The organism is Arthrobacter sp. K5 (assembly GCF_040448525.1).
Lineage (GTDB): Bacteria > Actinomycetota > Actinomycetes > Actinomycetales > Micrococcaceae > Arthrobacter > Arthrobacter globiformis.
The window spans coordinates 79216-105931 of record NZ_CP159279.1; the positions used below are offsets into that span (position 1 = coordinate 79216).

A 26716-nucleotide genomic window follows, 5' to 3' on the forward strand; every position below is an offset into this window, starting at 1 on the left:
GAGCCCAGAGATTGTGCCGAAGCGTCTTCCAGATTATCCATAAGGAGAGAAAGATGGCTTCTCAACGAGGAGAGTCGGCAGTGCCGGCCAAGGCCGAGCGCAAGGGACTCGACAAGTCCCACTACCTGTACATCGCGGTTATCGCCGCTGTCATTCTCGGCGCTCTGGTGGGACTGCTGTTCCCCGAGGTCGGAAAATCACTCAAGCCCCTCGGTGACGGCTTCATCAAGCTGATCAAGATGATGATCGCCCCGGTCATCTTCTGCACCATCGTGTTGGGTATCGGCTCCATCGCCAAGGCGGCCACCGTCGGCAAGGTCGGCGGACTGGCCCTGGGCTACTTCGTCGTCATGTCCACTTTCGCCCTGGCGATCGGCCTCGTTGTCGGCAACCTCATCCACCCGGGTGAAGGGCTGCAGCTCGCGCCGTACGACCCCAACAAGAAGGCGGCCACGGACAGTACGGTTGACTTCCTGCTGGGCATCATTCCCGGCGACATTCCGGTGCTTCCCACCCTGCTCGCTGCCATCCTCGTCGGCTTCGCGCTGCAGCGGATGGGCCCGCAGGGCGCGCCGATCCTGAGGGCCATCGGGCATGGCCAGGCCCTGGTCTTCCGCATCCTGATCATGATCATGTGGCTTGCCCCCGTGGGTGCCTTCGGTGCCATCGCCGCAGTGGTCGGCGCCACCGGCTTCCAGGCCATCGTGAGCATGTTCACCCTGATGATCGCGTTCTACATCACCTGTGCCGTGTTCATCGTCGTCATCCTCGGCGGCCTGCTGCAGGTTGTCACCGGTGTGAACATCTTCAAGCTGATGAAGTACCTGGCCCGCGAGTACCTGCTGATCTTCTCGACGTCGTCCTCTGAGGCCGCCCTGCCGCGCCTCATCGCCAAGATGGAGCACCTGGGCGTCTCCAAGCCGGTGGTCGGCGTGACGGTGCCGACCGGCTACTCCTTCAACCTGGACGGCACGGCCATCTACCTGACCATGGCTTCGCTCTTCGTGGCCAACGCCATGGGAACGCCGCTGGATCTCGGCGCCCAGATCTCCCTGCTGATCTTCATGATCATCGCGTCCAAGGGCGCAGCCGGCGTCACCGGTGCCGGACTGGCCACGCTTGCTGCCGGCCTGCAGGCACACAAGCCTGAACTTCTGGGCGGCGTCGGCATGATCGTGGGAATCGACCGCTTCATGTCCGAGGCGCGTGCGCTGACCAACTTCACCGGCAACGCCGTCGCCACCCTGCTGATCGGCACCTGGGTCAAGGAGGTCGACGGCGAGCAGGTGAACCTGGTGCTGTCCGGCCAGGATCCGTTCGACGAGCAGACGATGGTGGCGCACCACCACGGTGTGGCGGAAACGCCCGAGCAGGCCGTACCGGCCAAGGCATAAGGCCAAGGCACAAGGCGCCGGCATACAGCCACAGCGAAACCGCCCGCACAGGCCAAGCCTGTGCGGGCGGTTTCTTTGCTGCCGGCCAGCAACCTTCGACTTCAGGTACAAGGTAAAGGCTCAAACGCCGCCAAAAGTCAAGGTCCATGGAATGCCGTGTCGGGCGCTGTAACCTTGGGGTGGAAGTAGCAGGGGCGCTGGCAGACAGCGGCAGAAAATCACCGTCATCGAAAGTGTGGATTGATACGTGAGCAGCGAACAGGGTTCAGCAACTCTGGAAGGCACGGAACTCGACCTGGAAGACGCCGTTATGGGTCCCACGGGCCGCCCCCACCGCGATTTTCCGGAGCCCGCGCCGCTGTCCTCCCATGGACCGGCCCGCGTCATAGCCATGGTTAACCAGAAGGGCGGGGTGGGCAAGACCACCTCCACCATCAACCTTGCCGCGGCGCTGGCCGAATACGGCCGGCGTGTGCTCCTGGTGGACTTTGACCCCCAGGGCGCCCTGTCCGCCGGGCTCGGCGTCAACCCCCACGAACTGGATCTGACCGTCTACAACGTCCTGATGGACCGCAAGATCGACATCCGCGAGGCCATCCACCAGACCGGCGTGGAGAACGTGGACCTGCTGCCCGCCAACATCGACCTCTCCGCGGCCGAAGTGCAGCTGGTCAACGAGGTGGCACGCGAGCAGGTTCTCGACCGGGCGCTCAAGAAGGTCGAGGACGAGTACGACGTCGTCCTCATCGACTGCCAGCCTTCCCTCGGCCTGCTTACCGTCAACGCCCTGACCGCGGCCCACGGCGTGATCATTCCGCTGATTTGCGAATTCTTTGCGCTGCGCGCGGTGGCCCTGCTGGTCGAAACCATCGACAAGGTCCAGGACCGCCTCAACCCGCGGCTGCAGGTGGACGGCGTGCTGGCCACGATGTACGACGCCCGCACGCTGCACAGCCGCGAGGTCATCAGCCGACTGGTGGAAGCCTTCGGGGACAAGGTCTTCGAAACCGTCATCAAGCGCTCCATCAAGTTCGCCGACGCCACCGTGGCCGCCGAGCCCATCACGAGTTACGCCGGAAACCATGTGGGTGCCGACGCTTACCGCCGCCTCGCCAAGGAATTGATTTCGCGCGGCGGCGCGCCCTAGCCCGCATGACCGCAGAGCCGGCAACGCCCCCCGCCGAGGCCAGGCGGTCCGGCTTCGAAGTTCGCCTTGCCAACTTCAGCGGCCCCTTTGACCTCCTGCTGGGGCTGATCTCCAAACACCAGCTGGACATCACCGAGGTGGCCCTGGCCACGGTCACCGATGAGTTCATCCGGTACATCCGGAACCTCCAGGAGCTGGGGGAGGAGTGGGCCCTTGATGAGGCGAGCGAGTTCCTTGTCATCGCGGCCACGCTGCTGGACCTGAAGGCAGCGCGCCTGCTGCCCGCAGGCGAGGTGGAGGACGACGACGACATCGCCCTCCTCGAGGCACGTGACCTGCTCTTTGCCCGGCTGTTGCAGTACAAGGCCTTCAAACAGGTCGCCGCGCTGATGGACGCCACGCTGGAACTGGAGTCCCTTCGCTATCCGCGGCAGGTCGCCCTCGAGGAACATTTCGCCGCGATGCTGCCGGAGCTCGTCTGGAAGCACAGCCCCGCACAGTTCGCGGCGCTGGCCGAGGCCGCCCTCAAGCCCAAGGCCCCGGCGCCGACAGAGGTCGGTGTGGCCCACCTGCACGGCGGCACGGTGAGTGTTCGCGAGCAGGCGGAGCTGATCGGACTGCGGCTGCAGGACGGCCGGCCCCTGACATTCCGGGCGCTGATCGCCGACGCCGAATCCACCCTGGTTGTGGTGGCGCGCTTCCTGGCGCTTCTGGAGCTGTTCAGGGACCAGGTGGTGGCCTTCGACCAGGTGGCGCCGCTGGGCGACCTGACCGTGCGCTGGACAGCGGCCGGCACCGGATGGACAGGGGAGCACCTGAGTGAGGAATATGAGGAGCAGCCATGACGGATCCAATTGCGGGCCGGGAACGCGCCGCGCTTGAGGCGGTGCTGATGGTGCTGGACGAGCCCACCTCCGCCACCGACCTCGCGGCAGGACTCAACCTGACGGTGCCCGCCGTCGAGGCGCTGCTGCTGGACCTGCAGCGTGATTATGACGGCTATACTGTTAAAGCCCCGGATATGGAAACTGGCAGTAATGGACCTGAGCATGAAGTCGCTTCCAGCCCCCGGGGTTTTGAATTGCGGAATGTCGCCGGCGGCTGGCGCATCTACTCCCGGGCTGAATTCGCCGACGTCGTCGGTAGTTTCGTCCTGGAAGGGCAGACAGCCAGGCTGACCCAGGCGGCGCTCGAGACACTCGCCGTCATCGCTTACCGGCAGCCGGTGTCCAGGGCAAGGGTGTCTGCAATTCGCGGAGTCAACGTTGACTCTGTCGTGCGGACGCTGACCCAGCGCGGGCTGATCGAGGATGCCGGAACAGATCCGGAATCGGGCGCTGTCCTGTACCGCACGACGTCGTATTTCCTTGAGCGCATGGGAATCGGCTCGGTGGCTGAGTTGCCTCACCTTTCACCGCACCTTCCGGGGCTTGAAGGAATTGAAGAGTTCTACGACGCCGGAAGAATGTAGGCGCCACGCCTGCGAAGCAGTTTTTACCAGGGCAGATTTAATCTGCACGGCTGGCTAGTGTTGTCTCTGGACAACCTTTGCCGGTCAAAATCACAGAGGACGGGTCATGACACAGGCGGGACGCCAGGGTTCACCACGTAACAGCTCCGGACGTAAAGGTCCGGAGCGCAACGCGCCGCGCGGCGCAGCACAGGGCCGCGGGGCGGGCGCCGGGAAGCGCGACTTCCCCAAGGGCGGCGACCGCCCCTTCGGCGACCGCACCTACAAGGCCAAGCCACGCGAGGAGCGCTTCGTCGATCCGGACGAGGCACCCGCGGGCCGCCGGCCGGCCGGCGACTGGAAGCCGGGGTCCAAGGCCCCCGCGTCCAGGACTGGGGCACCCAAGGCCGGCGCACGCAAGGCCGCCGCTGCCCGGAAGCCCGGAGCGAACAAGGCCCCCGGCACCCCGGGCGCGCTGAAGCCCAAGTCCGGCGCCCCCAAGACGGCGGGTTCGCGCGCGTTCGGCAGCGAACGCTTCGGCCAGAGTCTGGGGCCGGTCCGCCGGCCCTCTCGCACGCGCGGTCCCCGCGCCGAGGTGCCGCAGTCGGAAGTCCACGACGCCGACGGCGTCCGCCTGCAGAAGGTCATGGCCTCGGCCGGAGTCGCCTCGCGCCGCGTCTGTGAAGAAATGATCGCCGAGGGCCGCGTGGAAGTCGACGGCAAGGTCGTGACCGAGCTCGGCGTCCGCGTCGACCCCAAGACCGCCGTTATCCACGTGGACGGCCTGCGCATCCAGCTCGATGACACGCTGGTCTACATGGTGTTCAACAAGCCCAAGGGCGTCGTGTCCACCATGGAGGACCCCGAAGGCCGGCCGTGCATCAGCGACTACATCCGCAACAACCAGGGTGAACGGCTCTTCCATGTCGGGCGCCTGGACGTTGCCACCGAAGGCCTGCTGCTGCTGACCAACGACGGCGAGCTGGCCAACCGGCTGACCCACCCGTCCTACGAGGTCCCCAAGACCTACCTCGTCCAGGTCCGCGGGCCGTTCCCGCAGGGCATCGGCGCGCAGCTCAAGGACGGCATCGAACTCGAGGACGGCTTCGCGTCGGTCGACTCCTTCCGGCTGGTCGACTCAACTCCGGGCCACGTGCTGATCGAAGTTGTGCTGCACTCCGGCAAGAACCGCATTGTCCGGCGCCTGTTCGACGCCGTCGGTTTCCCGGTGCTGCGCCTGGTGCGCGTCAAGGTGGGCCCCATCGGTCTGGGCGACCAGCGCCAGGGAAGCATCCGCAACCTGGGCAAGCAGGAAGTCGGCCACCTGCTGGCATCCGTGGGGCTGTAAGGGATGTCGGCTTTCCGTACGCACGGCCGCGGCCACCTGAACGGCCCGGTCGTCGTTATTGGCACTGGCCTGCTCGGCACCAGCATCGGCCTTGGCCTGCGCGGCCGTGGCGTTGCGGTCTACCTGTCCGATCCCTCGCCCACCAACCAGGCGGTCGCCGTCGACATCGGCGCCGGCCTCCCGCTGACGGCCATGGGGGACGAAAGTCCTGAACTCGTGGTTGTCGCATCGCCGCCGGACGTAACCGCGGACGTTGTCGAACGAGCGCTGGCAGGCTATCCGTACGCCACCGTCGTCGACATCGCCAGCGTCAAGGCGGCGATCCTGAATGACCTGCGCACCCGCAGCGCGGACCTCAGCCGTTACGTCGGTACCCACCCCATGGCCGGACGCGAGAAATCCGGGCCCGTCGCCGCCCGCGGCGAGCTCTTCACCTCCATGCCGTGGGTTGTATGCCCGACCGAGGAATCCTCGGCCGGGGCGGTCCAGGCTGCGCGGGCGCTGGCCACCGACCTCGGTGCTGTCGTTTCGCAGTTCACGGCCGAGGAACACGACGGCGCCGTGGCCTTGGTGTCCCATCTGCCGCAGGTGATGTCCTCGCTGCTGGCGACCCGTCTGCAGGACACGCCGCTGCACGCCCTCTCCCTCGCGGGGAACGGGCTCCGCGACACCACCCGCATCGCAGCCAGCGACCCCACGCTGTGGGTCCAGATCCTGGGTGCGAATGCCGGCAAGGTGGTGCAGATCCTTTACGGGGTTCGCGACGACCTCAACCGGCTGATCGGAACGCTTGAGGACCCCGCAGCCGCCGGAGCCCGTCTCGACCTGGCCCAACTGATGAGTGAAGGCAACGCCGGGCAGGCACGGATTCCGGGTAAGCACGGCGGGCCGCCGCAGGCATATTCCTGGCTCACGGTGCTCGTGGACGACCGGCCCGGCCAGATCGCCAGGCTGCTGACCGAGATCGGTGAGATTGGCGTCAACCTCGAAGATCTCCGGCTGGACCACTCCTCAGGGCAGAATGTGGGCATGGTGGAGATCTCGGTGCTGCCGAGCGCGCATGACCTCCTTGTAGAAGCACTAAGCGACCGTGGATGGCGGGTACTGCAGTAATGACACAGGAACTGACCGAAACTTTGCCTGCCCTCCGGCTTGGCCGCCCGCTCGTGGTGGCCATTGACGGGCCGTCCGGCTCCGGAAAGTCCAGCGTCAGCAAGGAAGTGGCCCGCCGGCTCAGCCTTGCGTATCTGGACACGGGCGCCATGTACCGTGCCCTCACCTGGTACTGCCTCGACCGCGGCACAGACCTCGCCGATGCCTCCGCCGTCGAACTGGCCGCCGAAGAACTGCCGCTTGACATCAGCACCAGCCCGCACACCGAGTATGTGCGGGTCGACGGCACCGACGTCACCGACGCCATCAGGGAACCGGCCATCTCCTCGGCCGTCAGCGCCGTCGCCACCACGCTCGGTGCCCGGACGGAACTCATCCGCCGCCAGCGCGCCCTGATTGAAAAGCACAACCGCCGCATGGTGGTGGAGGGCCGGGACATCACCACCGTCGTCGCGCCCGCTGCCCAGGTCCGCATGCTTCTGACCGCCAGCGAGGAGGCGCGGCTCCGCCGTCGCGGCATCCAGCTCGGCGGGACGCAAAGCGCTGAGCAGCTGGCCGCCCAGGTGACCCAGCGGGACGCGAAGGATTCCACGGTGGTGAATTTCACCCAGGCGGCGGACGGCGTGGTGACTCTGGATTCATCGGAGCTGGATTTCGAGGAAACCGTGTCCGCCGCGCTGCGCATCGTCACCAAGGTCATCAACCATGAGTGATTCCGCCAGGATGCCGGGGGCTGGAGTTCCCGGCAGCTGGACCATGGCCTGGAGCCGGCCCGTCGGCCGGTTCCTGAACAACATCGTCTACCGCACATCCGTGACCGGGCGCTCCAACGTCCCGGCCGCGGGGCCGGTGATCTTCGCAGGAAACCACATCAGCTTCCTCGACGGACCCGTCATGTTCGGTGCCTCACCCCGGCCCATGCACATCCTCGTTAAGAAGGAGATGTTCAAGGGCTTCCTTGGCCGCGTGCTGAAGGCATCGGGCCAGCTTCCGGTTGACCGGGCGGGGGACCGCTCGGTCCTGCAGCTCAGCAAGGACGTGCTCGACGCCGGCCGCTGCGTCGGCATCCTGCCCGAGGGAACCCGGGGGAGCGGCACCGCAGCCGGCATCAGCAACGGGGTGGCGTGGCTCGCCCTGAATTCCGACGCCGTCGTGGTGCCCGTGGCCATCCTGGGCACGCGGCAGGGCGGCGAACACCTGGACAGCATCCCGAAACCGGGCCGCAGGCTGCACGTCAGCTTTGGCCAGCCCCTCGCGCTCGGCCGGAAACCGGAAGAAACCGGGCGTGCTTCAATGGACAGGGCGGCTACGGAAATCCGTAACACTCTGGCCGCGCACATCCGCGACACTGTCCGGCTCAGCGGGCTGTCATTGCCCTCCGCGGATCATCCGCACCAACGTACAACAGCAGTAGCCGGGCCGCCGGCAGACCACCATTAAGGAAAGTGCAATGAGCGATACGACTCAAACTTCCGGCCACTCCGGCGCCGGCGAAGACGAATACACGCCCACCGGCACGGACCAGGTGGCTGAACATCTGGCAGCCCTGGACGACGACGAGGCCGAGCTTCGCGCCGCCTCCCTCCGCGCCGGACTGGACGACTACGAACTCGACGAGGAAGACGCCGCGCTCCTCAGCGGCCTGCACGACGAGGACGAGCTTGAGGGCCCGCTCAAGCTGGACCCCGTGCTCGCCATCATCGGCCGCCCGAACGTCGGCAAGTCAACCCTCGTCAACCGCATCCTCGGCCGCCGCGAGGCGGTCGTGGAGGACACCCCCGGCGTGACGCGTGACCGGGTGATGTATTCGGCGAACTGGAACGGCCGGAACTTCACCCTGGTGGACACCGGCGGCTGGGAGCACGATGCCCGCGGCATTCACGCCCGGGTGGCGGAACAGGCCGAAATGGCAGTCGAGCTCGCTGACGCCGTGCTGTTCGTCGTTGACTCTGCCGTAGGCGCAACCGCCACCGACGAGGCTGTCATGAAGATGCTCCGGCGGAGCAAGAAGCCTGTCATCCTCGTGGCCAACAAGGTGGACGACTTTGCGCAGGAAGCCGACTCGGCAGTCCTGTGGGGCCTGGGCTTCGGCGAGCCGTACCCCGTCTCCGCGCTGCACGGCCGCGGCGTCGCCGACCTGCTGGACCACGTCATGGACACCCTGCCGGAATTCTCCACCGTCGAGGGCGTTGAACGCTCCGGCGGCCCCCGCCGGATCGCCCTGATCGGACGTCCCAACGTCGGCAAGTCCTCCCTGCTGAACAAGCTGGCCGGCTCCGAGCGTGTGGTGGTGGACAACACCGCCGGCACCACGCGAGACCCCGTTGACGAATTCATCGAGCTCGGCGGCCAGACCTGGCGCTTCGTGGACACCGCCGGCATCCGCCGGCGCCAGCACATGGCACAGGGCGCCGATTTCTATGCCTCCCTCAGGACCCAGAGCGCGCTGGAAAAGGCGGAGGTCGCCGTCGTTCTCCTGGCTGTTGACGAGGTGCTCAGCGAACAGGATGTCCGCATCCTGCAGCTGGCCATCGAATCGGGGCGCGCCCTGGTGCTCGCGTTCAACAAGTGGGACCTGCTGGACGACGAACGCCGCCGGTACCTGGAACGCGAAATCGAACAGGACCTGGCGCACGTGGAGTGGGCACCGCGCGTCAACATTTCCGCAAAGACCGGCTGGCACAAGGACCGCCTGGTGCCGGCGCTGGAACTGGCGCTGGAAAACTGGGACAGGCGCATTCCGACCGGACGGCTCAACGCCTTCCTGGGCGAGCTGGTGGCGGCTCACCCGCACCCGGTCCGCGGCGGCAAGCAGCCCCGCATCCTCTTCGGTACGCAGGCGTCCAGCCGGCCCCCGAAGTTCGTCCTGTTCACCACGGGGTTCCTGGACCCGGGCTACCGCCGGTTCATCACCCGCCGCCTGCGGGAAACCTTTGGCTTCGAGGGAACGCCCATCGAAGTCAGCATGCGTGTGCGTGAAAAGCGTGGCAAGAAGCGTTAATTACGACACACCGGGCGGCGAATGCCGGAAAGTGTCACTGGCACCCTCCGGAATCGTGTAAGCTCTTCTAGGTGGTTCGGCCGGACTGCTTAGGTGAAATTCTTTGGAATGATCACCGAAGCGGAGAACGGCGGAACTGACGGGCTGTAGCGCAGCTTGGTAGCGCACTTGACTGGGGGTCAAGGGGTCGCAGGTTCAAATCCTGTCAGCCCGACCACAACAAAACCCCGCCAACCCAACCGGGTCGGCGGGGTTTTTTTGTTGCCCGTTTTTTGTTGCCGCCCGACGGCGGCACGCGCTACTTGAGGAAGCGGGACGTTCTGCGGTCGGCCAGGATCTTGCCGTTGGTCTGGCAGGTGGGGCAGTACTGCAGCGCAGTGTCCGCGAAGGACACCTCCCGGACTGTGTCGCCGCATACCGGGCAGGGCTGGCCGGCGCGGCCATGCACATTCATGCCGCTCCGTTTCGCATCCTTGAGGTCGGCGGGCGCCTTCCCCTGGGCCTGCGCCACTGCGGCTCCCAGGACGGTGTGGATGGCGTCGAACAGGATCCCGACCTTCGCCGGTTCCAGGGAATTGGCCATGGCGAACGGGGAAATTTTCGCCGCGTGCAGGATTTCATCGCTGTACGCATTACCTATGCCGGCAATGACACTCTGGCTCCGGAGGACACCCTTGATCTGATGCGCGTGCCCGGCGAGGATCTCGGCGAACATCTCCCGGCTGAAGGCCGGCGCCAGTGGGTCCGGGCCGAGCTCGGCGATGCCGTGAACGTCGCCCGGTTTTGACGCCACGTAGATTGCCAGGCCCTTCTTGGTGCCCGCCTCGGTCAGGTCGATGCCCATCTTCCCGCCGTCCGCCCCGGCGAGGAGCAGGCGTGCCGCGATGGGACCCTTGCCGGGCCTGAGCGGATCGGGCGAGGGCTTTTCGGTGTAGCGGACCCAGCCCGCCCTGGCGAGGTGGAAGACAAAATACAGGCCGTCGGCGTTGATGCTGACGAACTTCCCGAACCGCTCCACGCCGCTGATCGTTCGGCCCGCCAGCGCCGTGTAGGGCGGGTCGGCCGTCTTGAGCACGGCCACCGACAGGATCTGCAGCTTCTCCAGCACCGCGCCGCGCAGCCGCGTGTCGAGGAACGTGCTCAGTGCGGCCACCTCGGGTAGTTCCGGCATGGCACCACTTTGCCATACGGGATGCCGGATCGGGCGGTTTCCGCGGGGCATCATGGCACATCCGGCGGCCAGGGAGTTGTGCATATACTTTCAACCGGTGGCTGTTCCCTACGCCTCCGTTGACATTGGTGATTGACCCGATGAAAGGCCCCTGATGAGCAACATTCCCTCTGATCTGTCCTACACCGCCGAACACGAATGGGTGACCGCACCGAATGCCGATGGCGTGGTCCGCGTGGGGATCACCGACTTCGCCCAGGACGCCCTCGGGGATGTCGTCTACGCCCAGATGCCTGAAGTTGGTACCACTGTTAAGGCAAACGACGTCGTGGGGGAGGTTGAATCCACCAAGAGCGTCAGCGACATTTACGCGCCTGTCTCCGGCGAGATCGTGGCCCGCAACGAGGCGCTCGACAGCGATTCAGCGCTCATTAACTCCGATCCGTACGGCGACGGCTGGCTCATCGAAGTCAAGCTCGCCGAACCTGATGCAGTGGATTCCCTGCTCAGTGCATCGGAGTACGAACAACAGGTAGGCTAAAGCTAACCAGTCCCGCAGCCCGGCCACCGGAGTCCAGCAATGGACCCCAATGGCCGGACGGCGGGCGGCACACCGGAGCTGCCAGGCAGCCCCGGACGGTACGCGTTGATTGCAGGGGGACATCTGCAACGAAGGAGGAGGAATCCATGGTTGGCGGCGAACAGAACCACACCAACGGCGATTACGGCACGGGTGCGGGCAGGGCCTCGGAAACCACCTCGATCAACCTCACTCCGGTTCATGACGAGCCAACGATCGTACCCAAGCTCTCCCCGGAGGAACGATCTGCTGTCGAGGCACTGCCCTCCGGCTCCGCCCTGCTCGTGGCCCACAGCGGGCCGAACTCGGGTGCCCGGTTCCTCCTTGACTCTGATGTCACCACGGCCGGGCGGCACCCGGATGCTGACATTTTCCTCGACGACGTGACGGTCTCCCGCCGCCACGTCGAGTTCCGGCGCACACCGCGGAGCTTCGAGGTGGTGGACACCGGAAGCCTGAACGGCACCTATGTCAACCATGACCGCGTGGACAGCGTGGAACTGAGGTCCGGAAACGAAGTCCAGATTGGCAAGTTCCGTCTCACCTTCTACCTGAGCCCTGCCCGCGCAGCAGGACGCGTCTGATTCGGAGCGGCTGCCTGTGGCAATGGCACAACCGGAGCGCCGGGGACCACTGGTCCTGAACATCGGGGAAGTGCTCGCTCAGCTGAGCGATGACTTTCCGAGCATGACGGCGTCGAAAATCAGGTTCCTTGAGGAAAAAGGACTCATCAATCCCCGGCGTACCCCCGCGGGCTACCGGCAGTACGCCGACAGCGACGTCGAACGGCTCCGCTTCGTCCTGTCTCTTCAGCGCGACCAGTACCTGCCGCTGAAGGTCATCAAGGACTACCTTGACGCCATCGACAGGGGCGAACGGCCCGAGAACCTTCCGCCCGGGGTTACCGTCTCCCCGCGGATCGTCTCGGACGAGCTCGCCGCGGAACTCCAGAACAAAGCACGCAGGCTCAGCGAGGAACAGCTGCGCGCGGAGTCGGGGGCCAGCGTGCCGCTCCTGCAGTCCCTGCTCAGCTTCGGCCTCATCGGGCACACTGACGGCAAATTTGACGAGCACGCCCTCCAGGTGGCGCGCGCCTGCGTCCAGCTGGAGAGTCACGGCCTGGAGCCACGGCACCTCCGGCCCTTCCAGGCAGCCGCGGAGCGCGAATTCGGACTCGTTGAACGGGCCGTGGCCACCCTGACCTCGCGACGGGACGCTGCATCGCAGGCCCGCGCGGCGGAAGCCGCCCGGGAAATCAGCGACCTCTGCCTCACCCTGCACCGGGCCCTCGTGCAGGACCGTATCTCGCGGATGGAAATCTGATGATCGAAGTCGAGATTGTGGGCGTCCGCATCGAACTGCCTTCAAACCAGCCCCTGGTTCTGCTCCGCGAGATGCACGGAGAACGGCACGTTCCCATCTGGATCGGGACACCCGAGGCAAGTGCCATTGCGCTGGCCCAGCAGGGCGTGGTGCCGCCGCGCCCCATGACCCACGACCTCCTGGTTGATGTCGTGGAGACGCTCGGGCATTCCGTGGTCAGCGTGAACATCGTGGCCGTGGAGGACAACATCTTCTACGGCCAGCTCCAGTTCGAGAACGGGGCCACGGTGAGCTCAAGGGCATCCGATGCGCTGGCCATCGCACTGCGCGCCAAGTGCCGGATCTGGTGCGCCGACTCTGTCATGGACGAGGCCGGCGTGCGCATCACCGAGCATGACGAAGGCGAGGACACTGAGCCCGGCCCCACGGTGGAGGAAGAGCGCGAGCTGCGCCGGTTCCGGGAGTTCCTTGACGACGTCGAACCCGAGGATTTCGACGGCTAAGGTCACGTTAAGGTTAAAGTTAAGGCTGAAACTTTCGACACGCCCCGATAATCAAGCGAACGTCTTTGACCTTGGGCCGTGGCAGGCCTAACGTCGAAGGTACCAAGTTCCCATTGCATACGACAGCGGCGCAAGTCACACTGGAAAGTGCTACTCCGGCCGAATTACAAGCGTGAATTTCTTCCGGACTTCATGCGCGTAGCAGCTGTTGCGGCAACTTCCTCAGGGGAGCTCATGACAAGGAGGATCCACGTGAGTCCGAAAGGCGAAGCAGGCGAGCTGAAGCAACCCTCGACGGCCGGCGTTGCCGTGCCCGCAAGCGGTGCTCAGGGCCTTCTCTTCACTGAGGATCTCCCCGTTCTGGACGAGGACGCCGGCTACCGCGGGCCCACGGCCTGTAAGGCGGCCGGGATCACCTACCGGCAGCTCGACTACTGGGCCCGCACCGGCCTGGTGGAGCCTGCAGTCCGCGGCGCAGCAGGTTCCGGCTCCCAACGGCTCTACGGTTTCCGCGACATCCTGGTCCTGAAAGTGGTCAAGCGCCTGCTGGACACCGGGGTATCCCTGCAGCAGATCCGCAGCGCCGTGGAGCACCTCCGTGAACGCGGTGTCGAGGACCTGGCCCAGATCACGCTCATGAGCGATGGCGCCAGCGTCTACGAATGTACCTCCGCGGACGAGGTCATCGATCTCGTGCAGGGCGGCCAGGGCGTGTTTGGCATCGCCGTGGGCCGCGTGTGGCGCGAAGTCGAGGGAAGCCTCGCCTCGCTGCCCAGCGAGCACGCCGGCGAACAGACGTTCCCGGACGACGAACTCAGCAAGCGCCGCGCCGCCCGCAAGATCGGCTAGCGGCGGCAGCCGCGAGATTTACGCAGAAGGCCGCCTCCCGTAGGGGAGGCGGCCTTCTGCATGCAGCGGGATCATGGCTGGGAGCAAACCACGCTGCTAGCGGGCCACCCGGCTGCGGCTGGTCTTGTTGGCGGCCATAAGATTTTCGAGCAGTGAGTCGTAGAGCCTGGCCGCGGCCTTGGCGGAGTCGCCGGGCCAGTGGTGGACGGAATGTGCTGCGCCCTGGATCTGCTGCCAGTTGGCCTGCTCCGGGATGTGTGGGGCCAGCAGGAGGTCACCGAACATGGCCTGCATCTCGGCGAGCCGGAAAGCGTGCTCGGAGGATCCGGAGCGCACCCGGTTGGCCACAATGCCGGCCGGGGAGAGGTTCGGCGCGAATTCCTGCCGGAACAGCTGGATGGCCCGCATGGTGCGTTCGGTACCGGCGACGGAGAATAGCCCGGGCTCGGCCACCAGGGCCACCTTGTTGCTGGCGGACCAGGCCATGCGGGTGAGCCCGTTCAGGGACGGCGGGCAGTCCACCAGGATGAGCTCATAGGCGTCCGCACCGGCGAGCACCGCGGACAGCCTGCGCAGATCGCGCTTGCCGAGGTCGGGCCGGTCGTAGATCCCGGTGTACGCGGACCCGACGGCGACATCGAGCACCGCTGGGCCTGAACCATTGGTGGCTGCCCGGCTGATCCAGCCGCTGGGCACAACGTTCTCGGCGATCTTGGCCTTGCGCGGATTTTTCAGCATTCTGCCGATGTCCAGCTTGTCGCTGGGCTGCACCCCGAGGGCTGTGCTGGCGTCGGCATGGGGATCGAGGTCAACTACGAGGGTTGGGATGCCTGCGGCCAGTGCCGCAGACGCCAGTCCGGTTGTCACGGATGTCTTGCCGACACCGCCCTTGAGGCTGCTTATGCTGACTACTTGCACTTGATAAACCAATACCTAACGCCGGTTGCCGTGTTGGGGTACGTTCCGTTCCGGTGCTGCCCGATGGTGCTGCAGGAACAGGGGCAGGCTTCCGCCGCCCCATTCATCATATGTTGACCTCGGCCCGAATCCCTTCTTATCGGGATCCGGGCATGCCTCGCAGTAAATACAGGCCCGGCAGTGAATATGGCCCGGACATGACGGATAATTCTGTGATGGTAGACACAATGATTTGTGTTTCCTCCGGCCCGTCTTACACACTGTGACCACTTACCGATACCACCCGCAATGATGCAGGAGAAGTATGTTTTCCAAGATTCTGGTGGCCAACCGCGGAGAAATCGCAATCCGTGCTTTCCGCGCTGGCTACGAACTGGGCGCCAAGACAGTCGCTGTGTTCCCCAATGAGGACCGTAACTCGATCCACCGCCAGAAGGCCGATGAGGCGTATCTGATTGGCGAAGAGGGACACCCCGTCCGCGCCTACCTGGACGTTGACGAGGTGGTTCGCGTTGCCAAGGAGTCCGGCGCGGACGCCATCTACCCCGGTTACGGCTTCCTCTCTGAGAACCCCGACCTTGCGCGTGCCGCCAAGGCCGCAGGCATCACCTTCGTGGGTCCGCCCGCAGAGGTCCTGGAACTCGCCGGCAACAAGGTGGCAGCCCTGGAGGCCGCCCGCAAGGCCGGCGTTCCCGTGCTGAAGTCGAGTGCGCCGTCGAAGGACCTCGACGAGCTTCTCGCCGCTGCGGATGAGATCGGTTTCCCCATCTTTGCCAAGGCCGTGGCAGGCGGCGGCGGGCGCGGCATGCGCCGCGTCGACACCCGCGAGGCCCTGCCGGAGGCGCTGCAGTCCGCCATGCGCGAAGCCGACGCGGCCTTTGGGGACCCCACCATGTTCCTTGAGCAGGCCGTGCTGCGCCCGCGCCACATCGAGGTCCAGATCCTGGCCGACGCCGAGGGCAACGTCATGCACCTCTTCGAGCGTGACTGTTCCATCCAGCGCCGCCACCAGAAGGTCATCGAGATCGCCCCGGCCCCCAACCTGGACGAAGGCATCCGCCAGGCCCTGTACCGGGACGCCGTGAAGTTCGCCAAGGCCCTGAACTACGTCAACGCCGGAACGGTCGAGTTCCTGGTGGATACCGTGGGCGAACGCGCCGGCCAGCACGTCTTCATCGAAATGAACCCCCGTATCCAGGTGGAGCACACCGTCACGGAAGAGGTCACCGACGTCGACCTCGTCCAGGCGCAGATGCGCATCGCCGCCGGCGAGACCCTGGCTGACCTGGGCCTGTCCCAGGAAACGGTCTTCCTCAAGGGCGCCGCGCTGCAGAGCCGCATTACCACCGAGGACCCGGCCAACGGTTTCCGGCCCGACGTCGGAAAGATCACCGGCTACCGCTCCGCCGGCGGTGCCGGCGTAAGGCTCGACGGCGGTACCGTCTACTCGGGTGCCGAGATCAGCCCGCACTTCGACTCGATGCTGGTAAAGCTCACCTGCCGCGGCCGGGACTACCCCGCCGCTGTTGCCAGGGCTCGCCGCGCACTGGCGGAATTCCGTATCCGCGGTGTCTCCACCAACATCTCCTTCCTGCAGGCCGTCCTGGATGACGCCGACTTCATCGCAGGCAACGTGGCCACGTCCTTCATCGACGAGCGGCCCGAACTGCTGAAGGCGCGCGTCTCCGCCGACCGCGGCACCAAGCTGCTGACGTGGCTCGCCGAGGTCACTGTGAACAAGCCGAACGGCGAACTTCCGGTCCACAGCGACCCGGCGGACAAGCTCCCCTCAGTCAAGGGCATCGAAGCCCGCCCCGGCTCCCGCCAGCGGCTGCTGGAACTCGGGCCGGAGGGCTTCGCCAAGGCGCTGCGCGAGCAGACGGCCGTCGCCGTCACGGACACCACGTTCCGCGACGCCCACCAGTCCCTGCTGGCCACCCGCGTCCGCACCAGGGACCTGCTGGCCGCCGCACCCGCGGTCTCCACCCTCCTGCCGGATCTCCTGTCCGTTGAGGCCTGGGGCGGCGCTACCTACGATGTCGCCCTGCGGTTCCTCGGCGAGGATCCCTGGGACCGGCTCGCCGCGCTGCGCAAGGCCCTGCCGAACGTCTGCCTGCAGATGCTGCTCCGCGGCCGGAACACCGTGGGCTACACCCCATACCCCGAGGAAGTGACGGAGGCCTTCGTCAACGAGGCAGCGGCCACGGGCATCGACATCTTCCGCATCTTCGATGCACTGAACGACGTCAGCCAGATGGCACCTGCCATCCGCGCCGTCCGGGCCACCGGCACCGCCGTCGCCGAGGTGGCACTGTGCTACACGGGGGACATGCTGGACCCGGACGAAACGCTCTACACGCTGGACTACTACCTGGGCCTGGCGGACAAGATCGTCGAAGCCGGCGCCCACATCCTGGCCATCAAGGACATGGCAGGCCTGCTGCGTCCGGCAGCCGCCGCGAAGCTCGTCTCGGCACTGCGGGAACGCTTTGACCTCCCGGTCCACCTGCACACCCACGACACCGCGGGCGGCCAGCTCGCCACCCTGCTCTCGGCAGTCGATGCAGGCGTCGACGCCGTTGACGTCGCCTCGGCATCCCTTGCCGGCACCACGAGCCAGCCGTCGGCGTCGGCCCTGGTTGCTGCCCTGGCCCACACTGAACGTGACACCGGGCTCAGCTTGGCCGCCGTCAGCTCACTCGAGCCGTACTGGGAAGCCGTTCGCAGGGTCTACGCTCCCTTCGAGTCGGGCCTGCCGGGCCCGACCGGCCGCGTATACCAGCACGAAATCCCGGGCGGCCAGCTGTCCAACCTCCGCCAGCAGGCCATCGCGCTGGGCCTGGGCGAGCGCTTCGAGGCGATCGAGGACATGTACACCGCAGCCGACCGGATCCTTGGCCACCTGGTCAAGGTGACCCCCTCGTCCAAGGTGGTGGGCGACCTCGCTCTGCACCTCGTGGGCCTGAACGCAGACCCGGCCGACTTCAACGAGAACCCGCAGAACTACGACATCCCGGACTCCGTCATCGGGTTCCTGTCCGGTGAGCTGGGCGATCCTCCCGGAGGCTGGCCGGAACCGTTCCGCACCAAGGCCCTCCAGGGTCGAAGCATCAAGGTGCGCGATGCCGAGCTGAGTGCCGAGGACAGCGCCGCTCTCCGCGGTGACTCCAAGACCCGCCAGCAGACGCTGAACCGGCTGCTCTTCGCCGGTCCCACCAAGGACTACCTCAAGAGCAGGGAGATGTACGGCAACGTTTCGGTCCTGGACACCCGTGACTACCTCTACGGCCTGCAGCGCGGCGAGGAGCACGTAATCCAGCTCGAAAAGGGTGTGCGCCTCATCGCGTCCCTGGAAGCCGTGTCCGAGCCGGACGAGAAGGGCATGCGCACGGTCATGTGCACGCTGAACGGCCAGTCCCGCCCGGTCTCGGTGCGCGACAAGTCCGTCGTCAGTAACGTGAAGACGGCAGAGAAGGCGGACCCGTCCATCCCGGGCCACGTCGCCGCTCCCTTCGCGGGCGCCGTGACGGTCACCGTCAAGGCGGGCGACACCGTCAACGCAGGCGACACCATTGCCACCATCGAGGCCATGAAGATGGAGGCATCCATCACGACGCCGGTGGGCGGCAAGGTGACGCGGCTGGCCATTTCCGCTGTGGAACAGGTACAGGGCGGTGACCTGCTGATCGTCGTCGAGTAGGCGACTGTTGGGCAGCTGCCCGGCGGGCAGAATGACCGCTGACTAGCCTGCAGGGTGGCCAGTGGCCGCCCTGCAGGTAGGGTGGAAAACAGAAAAAGGTTGTGGGGACGGCGCCAAGCCGCCCCCACAGCCATTTCCGAACCACATTGGCAGCCCGGAACTTCACCGGAAGCCAGTACAAGACAGAGCGGAAGCCATGACGCAGACCAATACGCCCAAGCCCGGGCCGCGCCCCGACAGGCCCCCCGTCGTCGACGTTGCGGGGGAGGCTGGAACCCGTCCCGGCGGCGTGTCACTGGCGGACGCTGCGGACGTGGCTCCGTCCGACGCCGGCGTGGCCCGCTCCGACGCCGCCAGCGTCGCGCCGACAGGGGACATCAGCGTGGTGACTGTTTCCGACGCCCAGGACCGCACCTCCGCCGGGTCGCTCTCGGCAGTCGGCGGCGTGGTGCAGCAGGGAATTGCGCCGGTGGCCATGCCCGTCGTCACGGCGGGTCCCGACGGCGTCAGCACGGCGGGAGTCAACATGGCGGGCGTCAACGCTGCGGATGTCACCCCAGGGGATGTCAGGGCCGGGGGCCAGGACGCAGCAGGTCCAGCAGCCGTGGGCACGGAGCCGGCCGGCGCAGATTCAGCAGCCGGCGTGGCTGTCGCCGCCGAACCGGCGCCGGCTGAAGAAGCCAGGGATCTCCCTGGGCGCCGCGAACGCCCCGAGGGGCCTGAGCCTGCTGCCGCCCTGACCGCCGACCGTCTCCTCACCAGGTCCGCTGCCGCACCGGTCTCGGGCTGGCGCCGATGGCTGTACCAAATGACCCTGGGCTACGTGAACCTGGGCGACTCGGACCAGGTCCGCATCCAGCGGGCAATGGAGCACCGCATCGCCCTGCGGCTGGGGGAGCGGACCCGGTACGTGCCGGTGCTCTCGCGCAAGGGCGGAGTGGGCAAGACCACCGTCACCACACTCCTCGGTATGGTGCTGGCGGAGCTGCGTGAGGACCGGGTCATCGCGATGGACGCCAATCCGGACCGGGGCACACTCTCGGACCGTTCCCCGGGCCGGGCTGATTTCACGGCCCGCCAGCTGGTGAAGGACAGGTTCACCGTGAACTCGTTCGCACAGCTGTCCAATTACACCGCGCGCGACGGTTCGCGCCTCGATGTTCTCGCCTCCGACACAGATCCCATGGTGGCCCACGCCTTCGACGACGCCGACTACCGCGCCGTCACCGACATCCTGGGCCGGTACTACTCGATCGTGCTGACCGACTCAGGCACCGGCATGGTGCACTCGGTCATGAAGGGCACGCTGGAAAAGGCCGACGCCGTGGTACTAGTGTCGGGCGGAAGCGTGGACGAGGCCCGGCTGGCGTCCGAAACGCTGTCCTGGCTTGAAGCCCATGGCCGCCAGGATCTCGTCGCCAAGGCCACCGTGGTCATCAATATGGCCGCCGGCGACCGCACCCTGGTCAACATCGACGAAATCGAGCAGCACTTCCTGTCCCGGGTCAAGAATGTGGTGCGTATTCCGCACGACCGGCACCTGGCGGAAGGCTCACGGATCCGCCTCGGCCAGCTGAAGCCCGCCACCCGCGCCGCGGCCGTGGAGTTGGCCGCGCTGGTAGTGGACGAGCTGCAGCAGGCCTGAGCCCCCCGCCGGCGGGAGTTTTTGGACACTTATTGGCCTCCGGAGGCCCTGGAAGCCGCGACAAGCGGACAAAAACTCCGGAGGTGGACCGAGCCCTCGGCTAGGTGCGGCTGGGCTTCGGCGACGTGTACATGTCATCGATCACCGCTTCGAAGTCCTTCATGACCTGGGCGCGCTTGACCTTCATGGACGGGGTCAGGTGGCCGGAGGCCTCGGTGAAGTCGCTCGGCACGATCCGGAAGGACTTGATCGCCTCCGCCTGCGACACCGACTGGTTGGCCTGGTTGATGAGCTCCTGCACGGCGGCCTTGACCTCGGAATGGCTGGCGGCGTCGCCCAGGGGCGTGTCCGCCGGCAGGCCGTGGCGCTGCAGCCAGCCCGGGAGGGCTTCCTCATCGAGGGTCACCAGGGCGCCGATGAACGGGCGGTTGTCACCCACCACGAGCACCTGTGACACCAGCGCATCAGCCCGGATCTGGTCCTCGAGCAGTGCGGGAACCACGTTCTTGCCGCCGGCGGTGACGATGATTTCCTTCTTCCGGCCGGTAATCAGCAGGTAGCCGTCGTCGTCGAGCTGGCCGATGTCCCCGGTGCGGAACCAGCCATCAGTGAACGACTCCTCAGTCAGGTCGGGGCGCTGGTAGTACCCCTGCATGACGCAGATGCCCTTGACCAGGATCTCGCCGTCGTCGGCAATCCGGACGCTGTTGCCGGGAATCGGGACGCCGACGGTGCCGATCTTGATCCGCTCCGGCGTGTTGACGCTGACAGGTGCCGTGGTTTCGGTGAGGCCGTAGCCCTCCAGGATCTGCAGGCCGATGCCCTGGAAGAAGTGGCCCAGACGCTCGCCCAGTGGGCCTCCGCCGGACACCGCATGCGCCACCTCGCCGCCCATGGCGGCGCGGAGCTTGCCGTAGACGAGTTTGTCGAAGACCGCGTGCCTGAGCTTCAGGCCCAGGCCGGCGCCACCTGCCTGCCGCGCACGCGAGTAGGCGATCGCGGTTTCGGCGGCCTTGTGGAAGATTGCACCCTTGCCGCCGTCCTCGGCCTTGGTGAGGGCCGAGTTGTACACCTTTTCGAACACGCGCGGAACGGCGAGGATGAACGTCGGCCTGTAGCTCTGCAGATCGGGCAGCAGGTGCTTGATGTCGGGGGTATGTGCCACGGTGACACCGGCGGCCACGGCCAGGACCGAGATGAAGCGCGCGAAGACATGCGCCAGCGGCAGGAACATGATGGTTCGGGACTGCTCGTTGACAACGCCGCTCAGCGAGGTTGCCAGAGCGTTCTCGGACAGCTCCACGAAGTTTCCGTGGGTGAGTTCGCAGCCCTTGGGCCGGCCGGTGGTGCCGGAGGTGTAGATAATGGTGGCGAGGTCGCGGAGCCCGGCGGAGCGCCGCCGGGCGTCGAGCTCGTCATCGCTGACGGCGGCGCCCGCCGCGCGGACGGTGTCGAGGCCGTCCCCCTCCAGCTGCCACACGTGGGTCAGCGCCGTGAGGCCTTCGGTGGCAGCGGCCTGCCGGATGACGTTTTCGTGGTGGTCCGATTCGCCGAATGCGGCGACGGCACCGGAGTCACCCAGGTTCCAGGCGACCTGGGAAGGTGACGACGTTTCGTAGATGGGAACGGAAACGCCACCTGCGAACCAGATGGCGAAGTCGATGAGTGCCCACTCATAACGGGTCCGGGACATGATGCCCACCCGGTCGCCCGCGCCCACGCCGCTGGCGATGAGCCCCTTGGCGAGGGCCGACACGTCAGCCAGGAACTCTTTGGCCCGGATGTCCTGCCATTGGCCGGCGGAGTCGAGGCGCGAAAACAGGGCAGGGTTGGATGACTTTGCCGCTTGGCGCAGCACAAGGTCCGTGATGTTGCTGTCCAGGGGGACGTTCGCCAAGGGCGGAACGCTGAATTCGCGCACGTTAGCTCCTTTGATATCCGTTGGCCGCAGCGGGTAACCCCAACCTTAGTACCTCACACTGCGATGGCCGGTAGATCCTGGTTACCCGCCGGTAACTTTACGGCGGAGAAGTGCGGGGCGCCAGTGTGCCGGGCGTGTCGTGTGTGCGTCGTACCTGCGGAGACGCTCTGCGGCGACATCTAGAATGGGGGACTATGCAACCCACCCCGCCCAACGACCAGCCAGCCCCGCTACTAGACTCCGGCCGGGGCGGCCTGCCCGCTGAATGGGCGCCACGGCGCGGGGCATTACGGCGGCCAGTGGCACGGCCCCGGGTGTCGGCGTACGGTGGCCAGCCGGCGGGCCACCGGCTGTTTCGGCAGCAGCTGCGGCTGGGCCGGCGGGGACTCGCCATCGGCATTGATATTGGCGGCACCAAAGTTGCCGCCGGCGTGGTGGACGCCGGGGGCCACATCCTGCGCGAGGCGCGCCGGTCCACGCCCGGCAGCGATCCGCGTGCGGTGGAGCGCGTCATCGTCGAACTCGTCGAGGAGCTGAGCGCCGGTGCCCGGATCAGATCGGTGGGCATTGGCGCCGCCGGGTGGATGGATCTCGACGGCGGCACGGTGCTGTTCAGCCCGCACCTCGCCTGGCGGAACGAACCGCTGCGGGAAAACCTGCAGCACCTGCTGCGGCGCCCCGTCATGCTGGTTAACGACGCCGACGCTGCGGCCTGGGCCGAGTGGCGCTTTGGCGCCGGGCAGGGGCAGGACCGGCTGGTCTGCATCACCCTTGGCACCGGCATCGGCGGAGCCATGGTGATGGACGGGCACGTTGAACGCGGCAGGTTCGGCGTGGCGGGGGAGTTCGGCCACCAGATCATCATGCCCGGCGGGCACCGCTGCGAGTGCGGCAACCGCGGCTGCTGGGAACAGTACGCCTCAGGCAATGCCCTTGGCCGGGAGGCCCGGGAACTGGCCTTGGCGAACTCGCCGGTGGCCCAGGAACTTCTCAAGGCCGTGGACGGAAGCGCCGAGCGCATCACCGGAGCCACGGTGACGGAACTGGCGATCGCGGGCGACGCCGCCTCCCGGGAACTCCTGGAGGACGTCGGGAACTGGCTCGGGCTGGGGCTGGCGAACCTCGCCGCCGCCCTCGATCCCGGGAAGTTCGTGATCGGCGGTGGCCTTTGCGCGGCCGGCGAACTGCTGGTGGCTCCGGCGCGCAAGGCCTTTGCCCGTAACCTCACCGGCCGCGGATTCCGTCCGGCCGCCGACATCGACCTGGCGGCCCTTGGGCCCAACGCCGGCCTGATCGGCGCTGCCGACCTGTCGCGGGTCCGGAGCCGTATGCACCGCTGACCCCGATCCTCCGCTGACGGAAGCGTCAGACCCGGGCGCCGTCGTCGTTCTCGTCTTTCTCCTGCGGCAGCTTCATGATCAGGTACACCACAGCCCCGATGAAGACGGCCACCATGCCGAGGATTGCCAGCAGCGGCGCGGAGCGCCAGAACATGGACGACAGGACCAGGGCAACCGGAGCGCCCACGGCGCCCAGCCACGCCAGCATCGTCAGCGGATCCGTCGCCGAAAGCTTGGGGGGCTCCTCCGGGACGAACCCGCCGTCGTCGTCCTCGACGCTGTAGTCGCGCGGATCGCCCGCGCCGGCCCGAACGTCGCCCTCTCCGGACCGGGCGGCCTGTCCGGGCTCGGCGGAGTCTGGCTGCCCGGCTGCTTTCTCCCGGTCGGCAGCCTCCTGCCGCTCGGCGGCCGACAGTTCCCGGGGCGCCCGGGGCGCCAGGCCCAAGGGATCGAAATCGGTAAAGCGCCTTGCAGCGCCTTCCGGACCGGAGTCGTCCGCCCGTTCTGCCGGTGCAGGGCCTTCCTCCGGTGCAGGGCCGGCGTCGTCGCTGGTAGCCGTGCTGTGCCGGGGTCCGCCGTGATGGCGGGAAGACCCGGTGCCCGGGGAGTCACTGTCGCCGGGAACGACGTCCGCATCGGGAACCGGGGCGTCGCCCTGGAGCCTGGCCACCAGGTCAAGCCAGACGGCGTCGTCCTGGTTGGCACTCGGATCGGACGAGTTCGAATCGGGCCTATTCATCGGTGGCGCCCTTCTGGCTGGCTGTCGCGGAGTCGGCGGATTCCTGGCGGATGTCTGCCACCACGGAGCGGATGAAGTCCACCGAGCCGCCGAAAATCTGGCCGGCGTCGTGGTCCAGCGTGGCCACGTGGTAACTGTTGTCCAGCCGCGTGAGCTGCAGTGGGGCGTGGGTAAGCCCGCGCCGCAGGGCCGTGATGCTGGAATCGGAAACAACGTGGTCCACAGCGGAGCGGAACACGCGCACGGGCGCTGTGATGCGTGGCAGCAGACGGACCGTGTCCTTGAACATCTTATGCAGTTCGTGGGCGGCCGCCACAGGGGTCCGGGAATATGCGCCCTCGTCGACGCCCTGTTTCCGTATGTCGTTGGCGATGGCCGGCGTGCTCTTGAGGACCAGTTTGAGGATGCCGGCCAGCGGGGCCCGGCGGTCATCGATGACAAGCGCGGGGTTGACGAGAATCGCTCCGGCCACAGGCCTGGTCGCGGCGATGCGCAATGCCAGGGCGCCGCCCATGGACAGGCCGGCGGCGAACACGAGGTCGCACTCGGACTCGAGCTCCAGGTAGGCGTCGTCCATCGCCTCATGCCACTGCGTCCAGCGGCTGCGGGAAAGCTCCTGCCAGGTGGTGCCGTGGCCCGGAAGCAGGGGCATTCTGACTGCAAAGCCGGCATCGGCAAAGGACTGGGCCCACATACGGAGGCTGTGCGGGCTGCCGGTGAACCCATGGGACAGCGCAATGCCGATAGACGGTCCCTCGCCGGAGAAGGCGCTGCTGAACGGACTGTGATCGGGAACTGTGGTCATGACTTCTCCGACGGTATGTGGCTTCGGGAACGCAGCTGGAAAAACCGCGCCGAGGACTCGAAAATTTCCTGGGCGTCCGTGTCCAGCGTAGCCACGTGCCCGCTGTTCCTGAGCGGCACCACGTCGAGGGCTGCGGAGGTGAGGCGCTTCCGTATCAGGCTGAGTGAGCTCGGGGGTACTACTGCGTCGTTGACCGACTTGAAGACCAGCACCGGGGCGGTGATCCGCGGCAGTCCGCGGGCGGCGGCAGCGAAGAGCCGCTTCAACTGGTGAACCGCCGCCAGCGGCGTCAGGGAGTAGTCCCCGTCGTCGGTGGTGGCCGCCGTCGGATTTTCCTCCGCAATGGGCACAGTGGTTCTTTGGATGTACTTCAGCAGGCCAATGATCCGGACGCGCCGATCATAGAAACTCAGGCCGGGATTGACGACGGCGACGCCCGCGACGCTGTGGCGGGATGCGGTGAGGAGGGCGATCGCACCGCCCATTGAGAGGCCGGCCACGTAGCATTCGTCCGTCTTTGCGGCCAGGTCCAGATATGCCTGCTCGAAGGCGCCGTGCCACTCGCGCCATCCTGTGCCGGCCAGATCCTGCCAGCTGGTGCCGTGTCCGGGGAGCAGTGGAACAGTGACGGCGAAGCCGCGCCCGGCCAGGTATTCGGCCCACGGCAGTATGCTCAAGGGACTGCCGGTGAAGCCGTGGGAAATCGCGATTCCGGTCCGTGCATTGGGGCCGTGTCCCGCGTAGCTGAAAGCGGCGGGCCTCGTCCGGTCGCTGCTTTCTGTCATGGATCCATCGTGTCACTGTTCCGGACAATTCTCACTAGAGTAGGGTTGCATTGCAGTGCCGCCGGGCCCTCTGAACGCCCCGGCGGTAGCCTTCCGGAGAGGTAAGACACGTGTTCTATTGGGTCATGAAGCGGATCTTCCTGGGGCCGGTGGTCCGCACTCTTTTCCGGCCATGGGTCAAGGGACTGGACAACATCCCGTCCGAGGGTGCAGCCATTATTGCCTCCAACCACCTCTCATTTTCGGACTCGATCTTCATGCCGCTGATGGTGCCGAGGCCTGTCGTTTTCCTGGCCAAGTCCGAATACTTCACGGGCACCGGAATCAAGGGCCGGCTGACCGCGATGTTCTTCCGCCTGACCAACCAGCTGCCCATGGACCGCTCCGGCGGGGCGGCCTCGGCGGCCTCACTCGAGGCGGGCATGGACGTGCTGACGCACGGCGGACTGCTGGGCATCTATCCCGAAGGCACCCGCAGCCCCGACTCGCGGCTCTACCGCGGAAAGGTGGGGGTGGCGCGGCTGGCGCTCCAGGCCGGCGTCCCGGTCATCCCGGTGGCGATGATCGGAACGGACAAAGTCCAGCCCATCGGCAAGCGGCTGCCGAACATCCGCAGGATCGGCATGATCTTTGGAAAACCGCTGGACTTCAGCAGGTATGAAGGCTTGGCTGATGACCGGCTGATCCAGCGGTCCGTCACGGACGAGATCATGTACGAGCTCATGCGGCTCTCCGGGCAGGAATACGTGGACGAGTACGCCTCGGTGGTCAAGCTCAGGCTGGCGGGGAAGTCTGGCGAAGAGCCCGGAAAGGGCAGCGAAGAGCCCGGAAAGCCGGGCGAAGAGCCGGGGAAGTCTGGCGAAGAGCCCGGGGAGGCCGGTTCGTCCCGGTCGGCTTAGCAGGCTGTGACCCGTTGACCTTTTAGCGCTGCGCATCTGTGGCGCTGTGCATCTGTGACGCCCTGCATCTGTGACGCCCTGCATC

General features: G+C 66.6%; 24 protein-coding genes and 1 tRNA gene. 19 read left to right on the forward strand and 6 right to left on the reverse strand.

Translation table 11 applies throughout. The annotated features are described in order from the left end of the window. The first annotated feature begins 53 nt into the window (after positions 1-53). From ABRP34_RS00350 to ABRP34_RS00395, 10 genes are all read left to right on the forward strand, one after another. Complete coding sequence (locus ABRP34_RS00350) at positions 54-1394, forward strand: cation:dicarboxylase symporter family transporter (RefSeq protein ID WP_353711837.1); 1341 nt, start codon at positions 54-56, stop codon at positions 1392-1394. Between the two features lie 247 nt (positions 1395-1641). Next, positions 1642-2541 (forward strand): AAA family ATPase, encoded by a 900-nt coding sequence (locus ABRP34_RS00355; protein ID WP_003801831.1) that lies wholly within the window; start codon positions 1642-1644, stop codon positions 2539-2541. A gap of 5 nt (positions 2542-2546) precedes the next feature. Continuing rightward, the gene (locus ABRP34_RS00360) at positions 2547-3386 is read left to right on the forward strand and encodes a ScpA family protein (protein ID WP_353711838.1); all 840 of its coding nucleotides are present in this window, start codon (positions 2547-2549) and stop codon (positions 3384-3386) included. Further along, a complete protein-coding gene (locus tag ABRP34_RS00365; RefSeq protein ID WP_353711839.1) occupies positions 3383-4012 on the forward strand; it encodes an SMC-Scp complex subunit ScpB in 630 nt (209 codons plus the stop codon). Before ABRP34_RS00360 ends, ABRP34_RS00365 begins: the two co-directional genes overlap by 4 nt. Positions 4013-4118: 106 nt before the next feature. After that, positions 4119-5339, forward strand: a complete 1221-nt coding sequence (locus tag ABRP34_RS00370; RefSeq protein WP_003801825.1) for a pseudouridine synthase — start codon at positions 4119-4121, stop codon at positions 5337-5339. Between the two features lie 3 nt (positions 5340-5342). Further along, a complete protein-coding gene (locus tag ABRP34_RS00375) occupies positions 5343-6452 on the forward strand; it encodes a prephenate dehydrogenase (RefSeq protein ID WP_353711840.1) in 1110 nt (369 codons plus the stop codon). Then, positions 6452-7165, forward strand: a complete 714-nt coding sequence (gene cmk / locus ABRP34_RS00380) for a (d)CMP kinase (protein WP_306922245.1) — start codon at positions 6452-6454, stop codon at positions 7163-7165. The genes ABRP34_RS00375 and cmk overlap by 1 nt, the downstream gene beginning before the upstream one ends. A gap of 10 nt (positions 7166-7175) precedes the next feature. Next, positions 7176-7892: a lysophospholipid acyltransferase family protein gene (locus ABRP34_RS00385; RefSeq protein ID WP_353713276.1), complete on the forward strand. Its 717-nt coding sequence runs from the start codon at positions 7176-7178 to the stop codon at positions 7890-7892. Positions 7893-7902: 10 nt separating this feature from the next. Further along, positions 7903-9453, forward strand: a complete 1551-nt coding sequence (gene der / locus ABRP34_RS00390; RefSeq protein WP_003801817.1) for a ribosome biogenesis GTPase Der — start codon at positions 7903-7905, stop codon at positions 9451-9453. A 140-nt stretch (positions 9454-9593) separates the two neighbouring features. Next, positions 9594-9670, forward strand: a tRNA-Pro gene (locus tag ABRP34_RS00395). An 81-nt stretch (positions 9671-9751) separates the two neighbouring features. On the opposite strand, the gene ABRP34_RS00400 is transcribed toward ABRP34_RS00395, so the two are convergent. Further along, positions 9752-10624 carry a DNA-formamidopyrimidine glycosylase family protein gene (locus ABRP34_RS00400; RefSeq protein WP_353711841.1) on the reverse strand — a complete coding sequence of 291 codons (873 nt, stop codon included), beginning with the start codon at positions 10622-10624 and terminating at the stop codon, positions 9752-9754. 154 nt (positions 10625-10778) lie between these two features. On the opposite strand from ABRP34_RS00400, the gene gcvH reads away from it, so the two are divergent. The 5 genes from gcvH (at position 10779) to ABRP34_RS00425 (ending at position 13879) form a co-directional block, all read left to right on the forward strand. Continuing rightward, positions 10779-11165: a glycine cleavage system protein GcvH gene (gene gcvH, locus ABRP34_RS00405; RefSeq protein WP_003801813.1), complete on the forward strand. Its 387-nt coding sequence runs from the start codon at positions 10779-10781 to the stop codon at positions 11163-11165. 146 nt (positions 11166-11311) lie between these two features. Then, positions 11312-11788: an FHA domain-containing protein gene (locus ABRP34_RS00410; RefSeq protein WP_003801812.1), complete on the forward strand. Its 477-nt coding sequence runs from the start codon at positions 11312-11314 to the stop codon at positions 11786-11788. A gap of 22 nt (positions 11789-11810) precedes the next feature. Then, positions 11811-12527, forward strand: a complete 717-nt coding sequence (locus tag ABRP34_RS00415; protein WP_353713277.1) for a MerR family transcriptional regulator — start codon at positions 11811-11813, stop codon at positions 12525-12527. After that, positions 12527-13030: a bifunctional nuclease family protein gene (locus tag ABRP34_RS00420; RefSeq protein WP_003801809.1), complete on the forward strand. Its 504-nt coding sequence runs from the start codon at positions 12527-12529 to the stop codon at positions 13028-13030. Before ABRP34_RS00415 ends, ABRP34_RS00420 begins: the two co-directional genes overlap by 1 nt. Positions 13031-13282: 252 nt before the next feature. Then, positions 13283-13879, forward strand: coding sequence for a MerR family transcriptional regulator (locus tag ABRP34_RS00425; protein WP_003801807.1), 597 nt, complete (start codon positions 13283-13285; stop codon positions 13877-13879). A 96-nt stretch (positions 13880-13975) separates the two neighbouring features. Here the strand turns inward: ABRP34_RS00425 and ABRP34_RS00430 are convergent, their stop codons facing one another. Beyond that, positions 13976-14797 (reverse strand): ParA family protein, encoded by an 822-nt coding sequence (locus tag ABRP34_RS00430; protein WP_353711842.1) that lies wholly within the window; start codon positions 14795-14797, stop codon positions 13976-13978. A gap of 304 nt (positions 14798-15101) precedes the next feature. Here ABRP34_RS00430 and ABRP34_RS00435 point away from each other — a divergent pair, with 304 nt between their 5' ends. Together ABRP34_RS00435 and ABRP34_RS00440 are read left to right on the forward strand one after the other, a co-directional pair. Continuing rightward, entirely contained in the window at positions 15102-18497 is a 3396-nt protein-coding gene (locus ABRP34_RS00435) for a pyruvate carboxylase (protein ID WP_353711843.1), read from the forward strand. A 196-nt stretch (positions 18498-18693) separates the two neighbouring features. Next, positions 18694-20142 carry a hypothetical protein gene (locus tag ABRP34_RS00440; RefSeq protein WP_353711844.1) on the forward strand — a complete coding sequence of 483 codons (1449 nt, stop codon included), beginning with the start codon at positions 18694-18696 and terminating at the stop codon, positions 20140-20142. A gap of 100 nt (positions 20143-20242) precedes the next feature. On the opposite strand, the gene ABRP34_RS00445 is transcribed toward ABRP34_RS00440, so the two are convergent. Further along, positions 20243-22063, reverse strand: coding sequence for a long-chain fatty acid--CoA ligase (locus ABRP34_RS00445; RefSeq protein ID WP_353711845.1), 1821 nt, complete (start codon positions 22061-22063; stop codon positions 20243-20245). Between the two features lie 194 nt (positions 22064-22257). Here ABRP34_RS00445 and ABRP34_RS00450 point away from each other — a divergent pair, with 194 nt between their 5' ends. Beyond that, the gene (locus tag ABRP34_RS00450; RefSeq protein WP_353711846.1) at positions 22258-23403 is read left to right on the forward strand and encodes an ROK family glucokinase; all 1146 of its coding nucleotides are present in this window, start codon (positions 22258-22260) and stop codon (positions 23401-23403) included. A gap of 25 nt (positions 23404-23428) precedes the next feature. Here the strand turns inward: ABRP34_RS00450 and ABRP34_RS00455 are convergent, their stop codons facing one another. Genes ABRP34_RS00455 through ABRP34_RS00465 form a run of 3 tightly spaced genes read right to left on the reverse strand, consistent with a single transcriptional unit; the run spans position 23429 to position 25732 of the window. Continuing rightward, the gene (locus tag ABRP34_RS00455) at positions 23429-24142 is read right to left on the reverse strand and encodes a hypothetical protein (protein WP_353711847.1); all 714 of its coding nucleotides are present in this window, start codon (positions 24140-24142) and stop codon (positions 23429-23431) included. Beyond that, the gene (locus ABRP34_RS00460) at positions 24135-24947 is read right to left on the reverse strand and encodes an alpha/beta fold hydrolase (protein WP_353711848.1); all 813 of its coding nucleotides are present in this window, start codon (positions 24945-24947) and stop codon (positions 24135-24137) included. The genes ABRP34_RS00455 and ABRP34_RS00460 overlap by 8 nt, the downstream gene beginning before the upstream one ends. Then, on the reverse strand, positions 24944-25732 hold the full coding sequence (locus ABRP34_RS00465) for an alpha/beta fold hydrolase (protein ID WP_353711849.1): 789 nt from the start codon (positions 25730-25732) through the stop codon (positions 24944-24946). The genes ABRP34_RS00460 and ABRP34_RS00465 overlap by 4 nt, the downstream gene beginning before the upstream one ends. Before the next feature lie 110 nt (positions 25733-25842). On the opposite strand from ABRP34_RS00465, the gene ABRP34_RS00470 reads away from it, so the two are divergent. Then, positions 25843-26631 carry a lysophospholipid acyltransferase family protein gene (locus tag ABRP34_RS00470; protein WP_353711850.1) on the forward strand — a complete coding sequence of 263 codons (789 nt, stop codon included), beginning with the start codon at positions 25843-25845 and terminating at the stop codon, positions 26629-26631. The last annotated feature ends 85 nt before the right edge of the window (positions 26632-26716 follow it).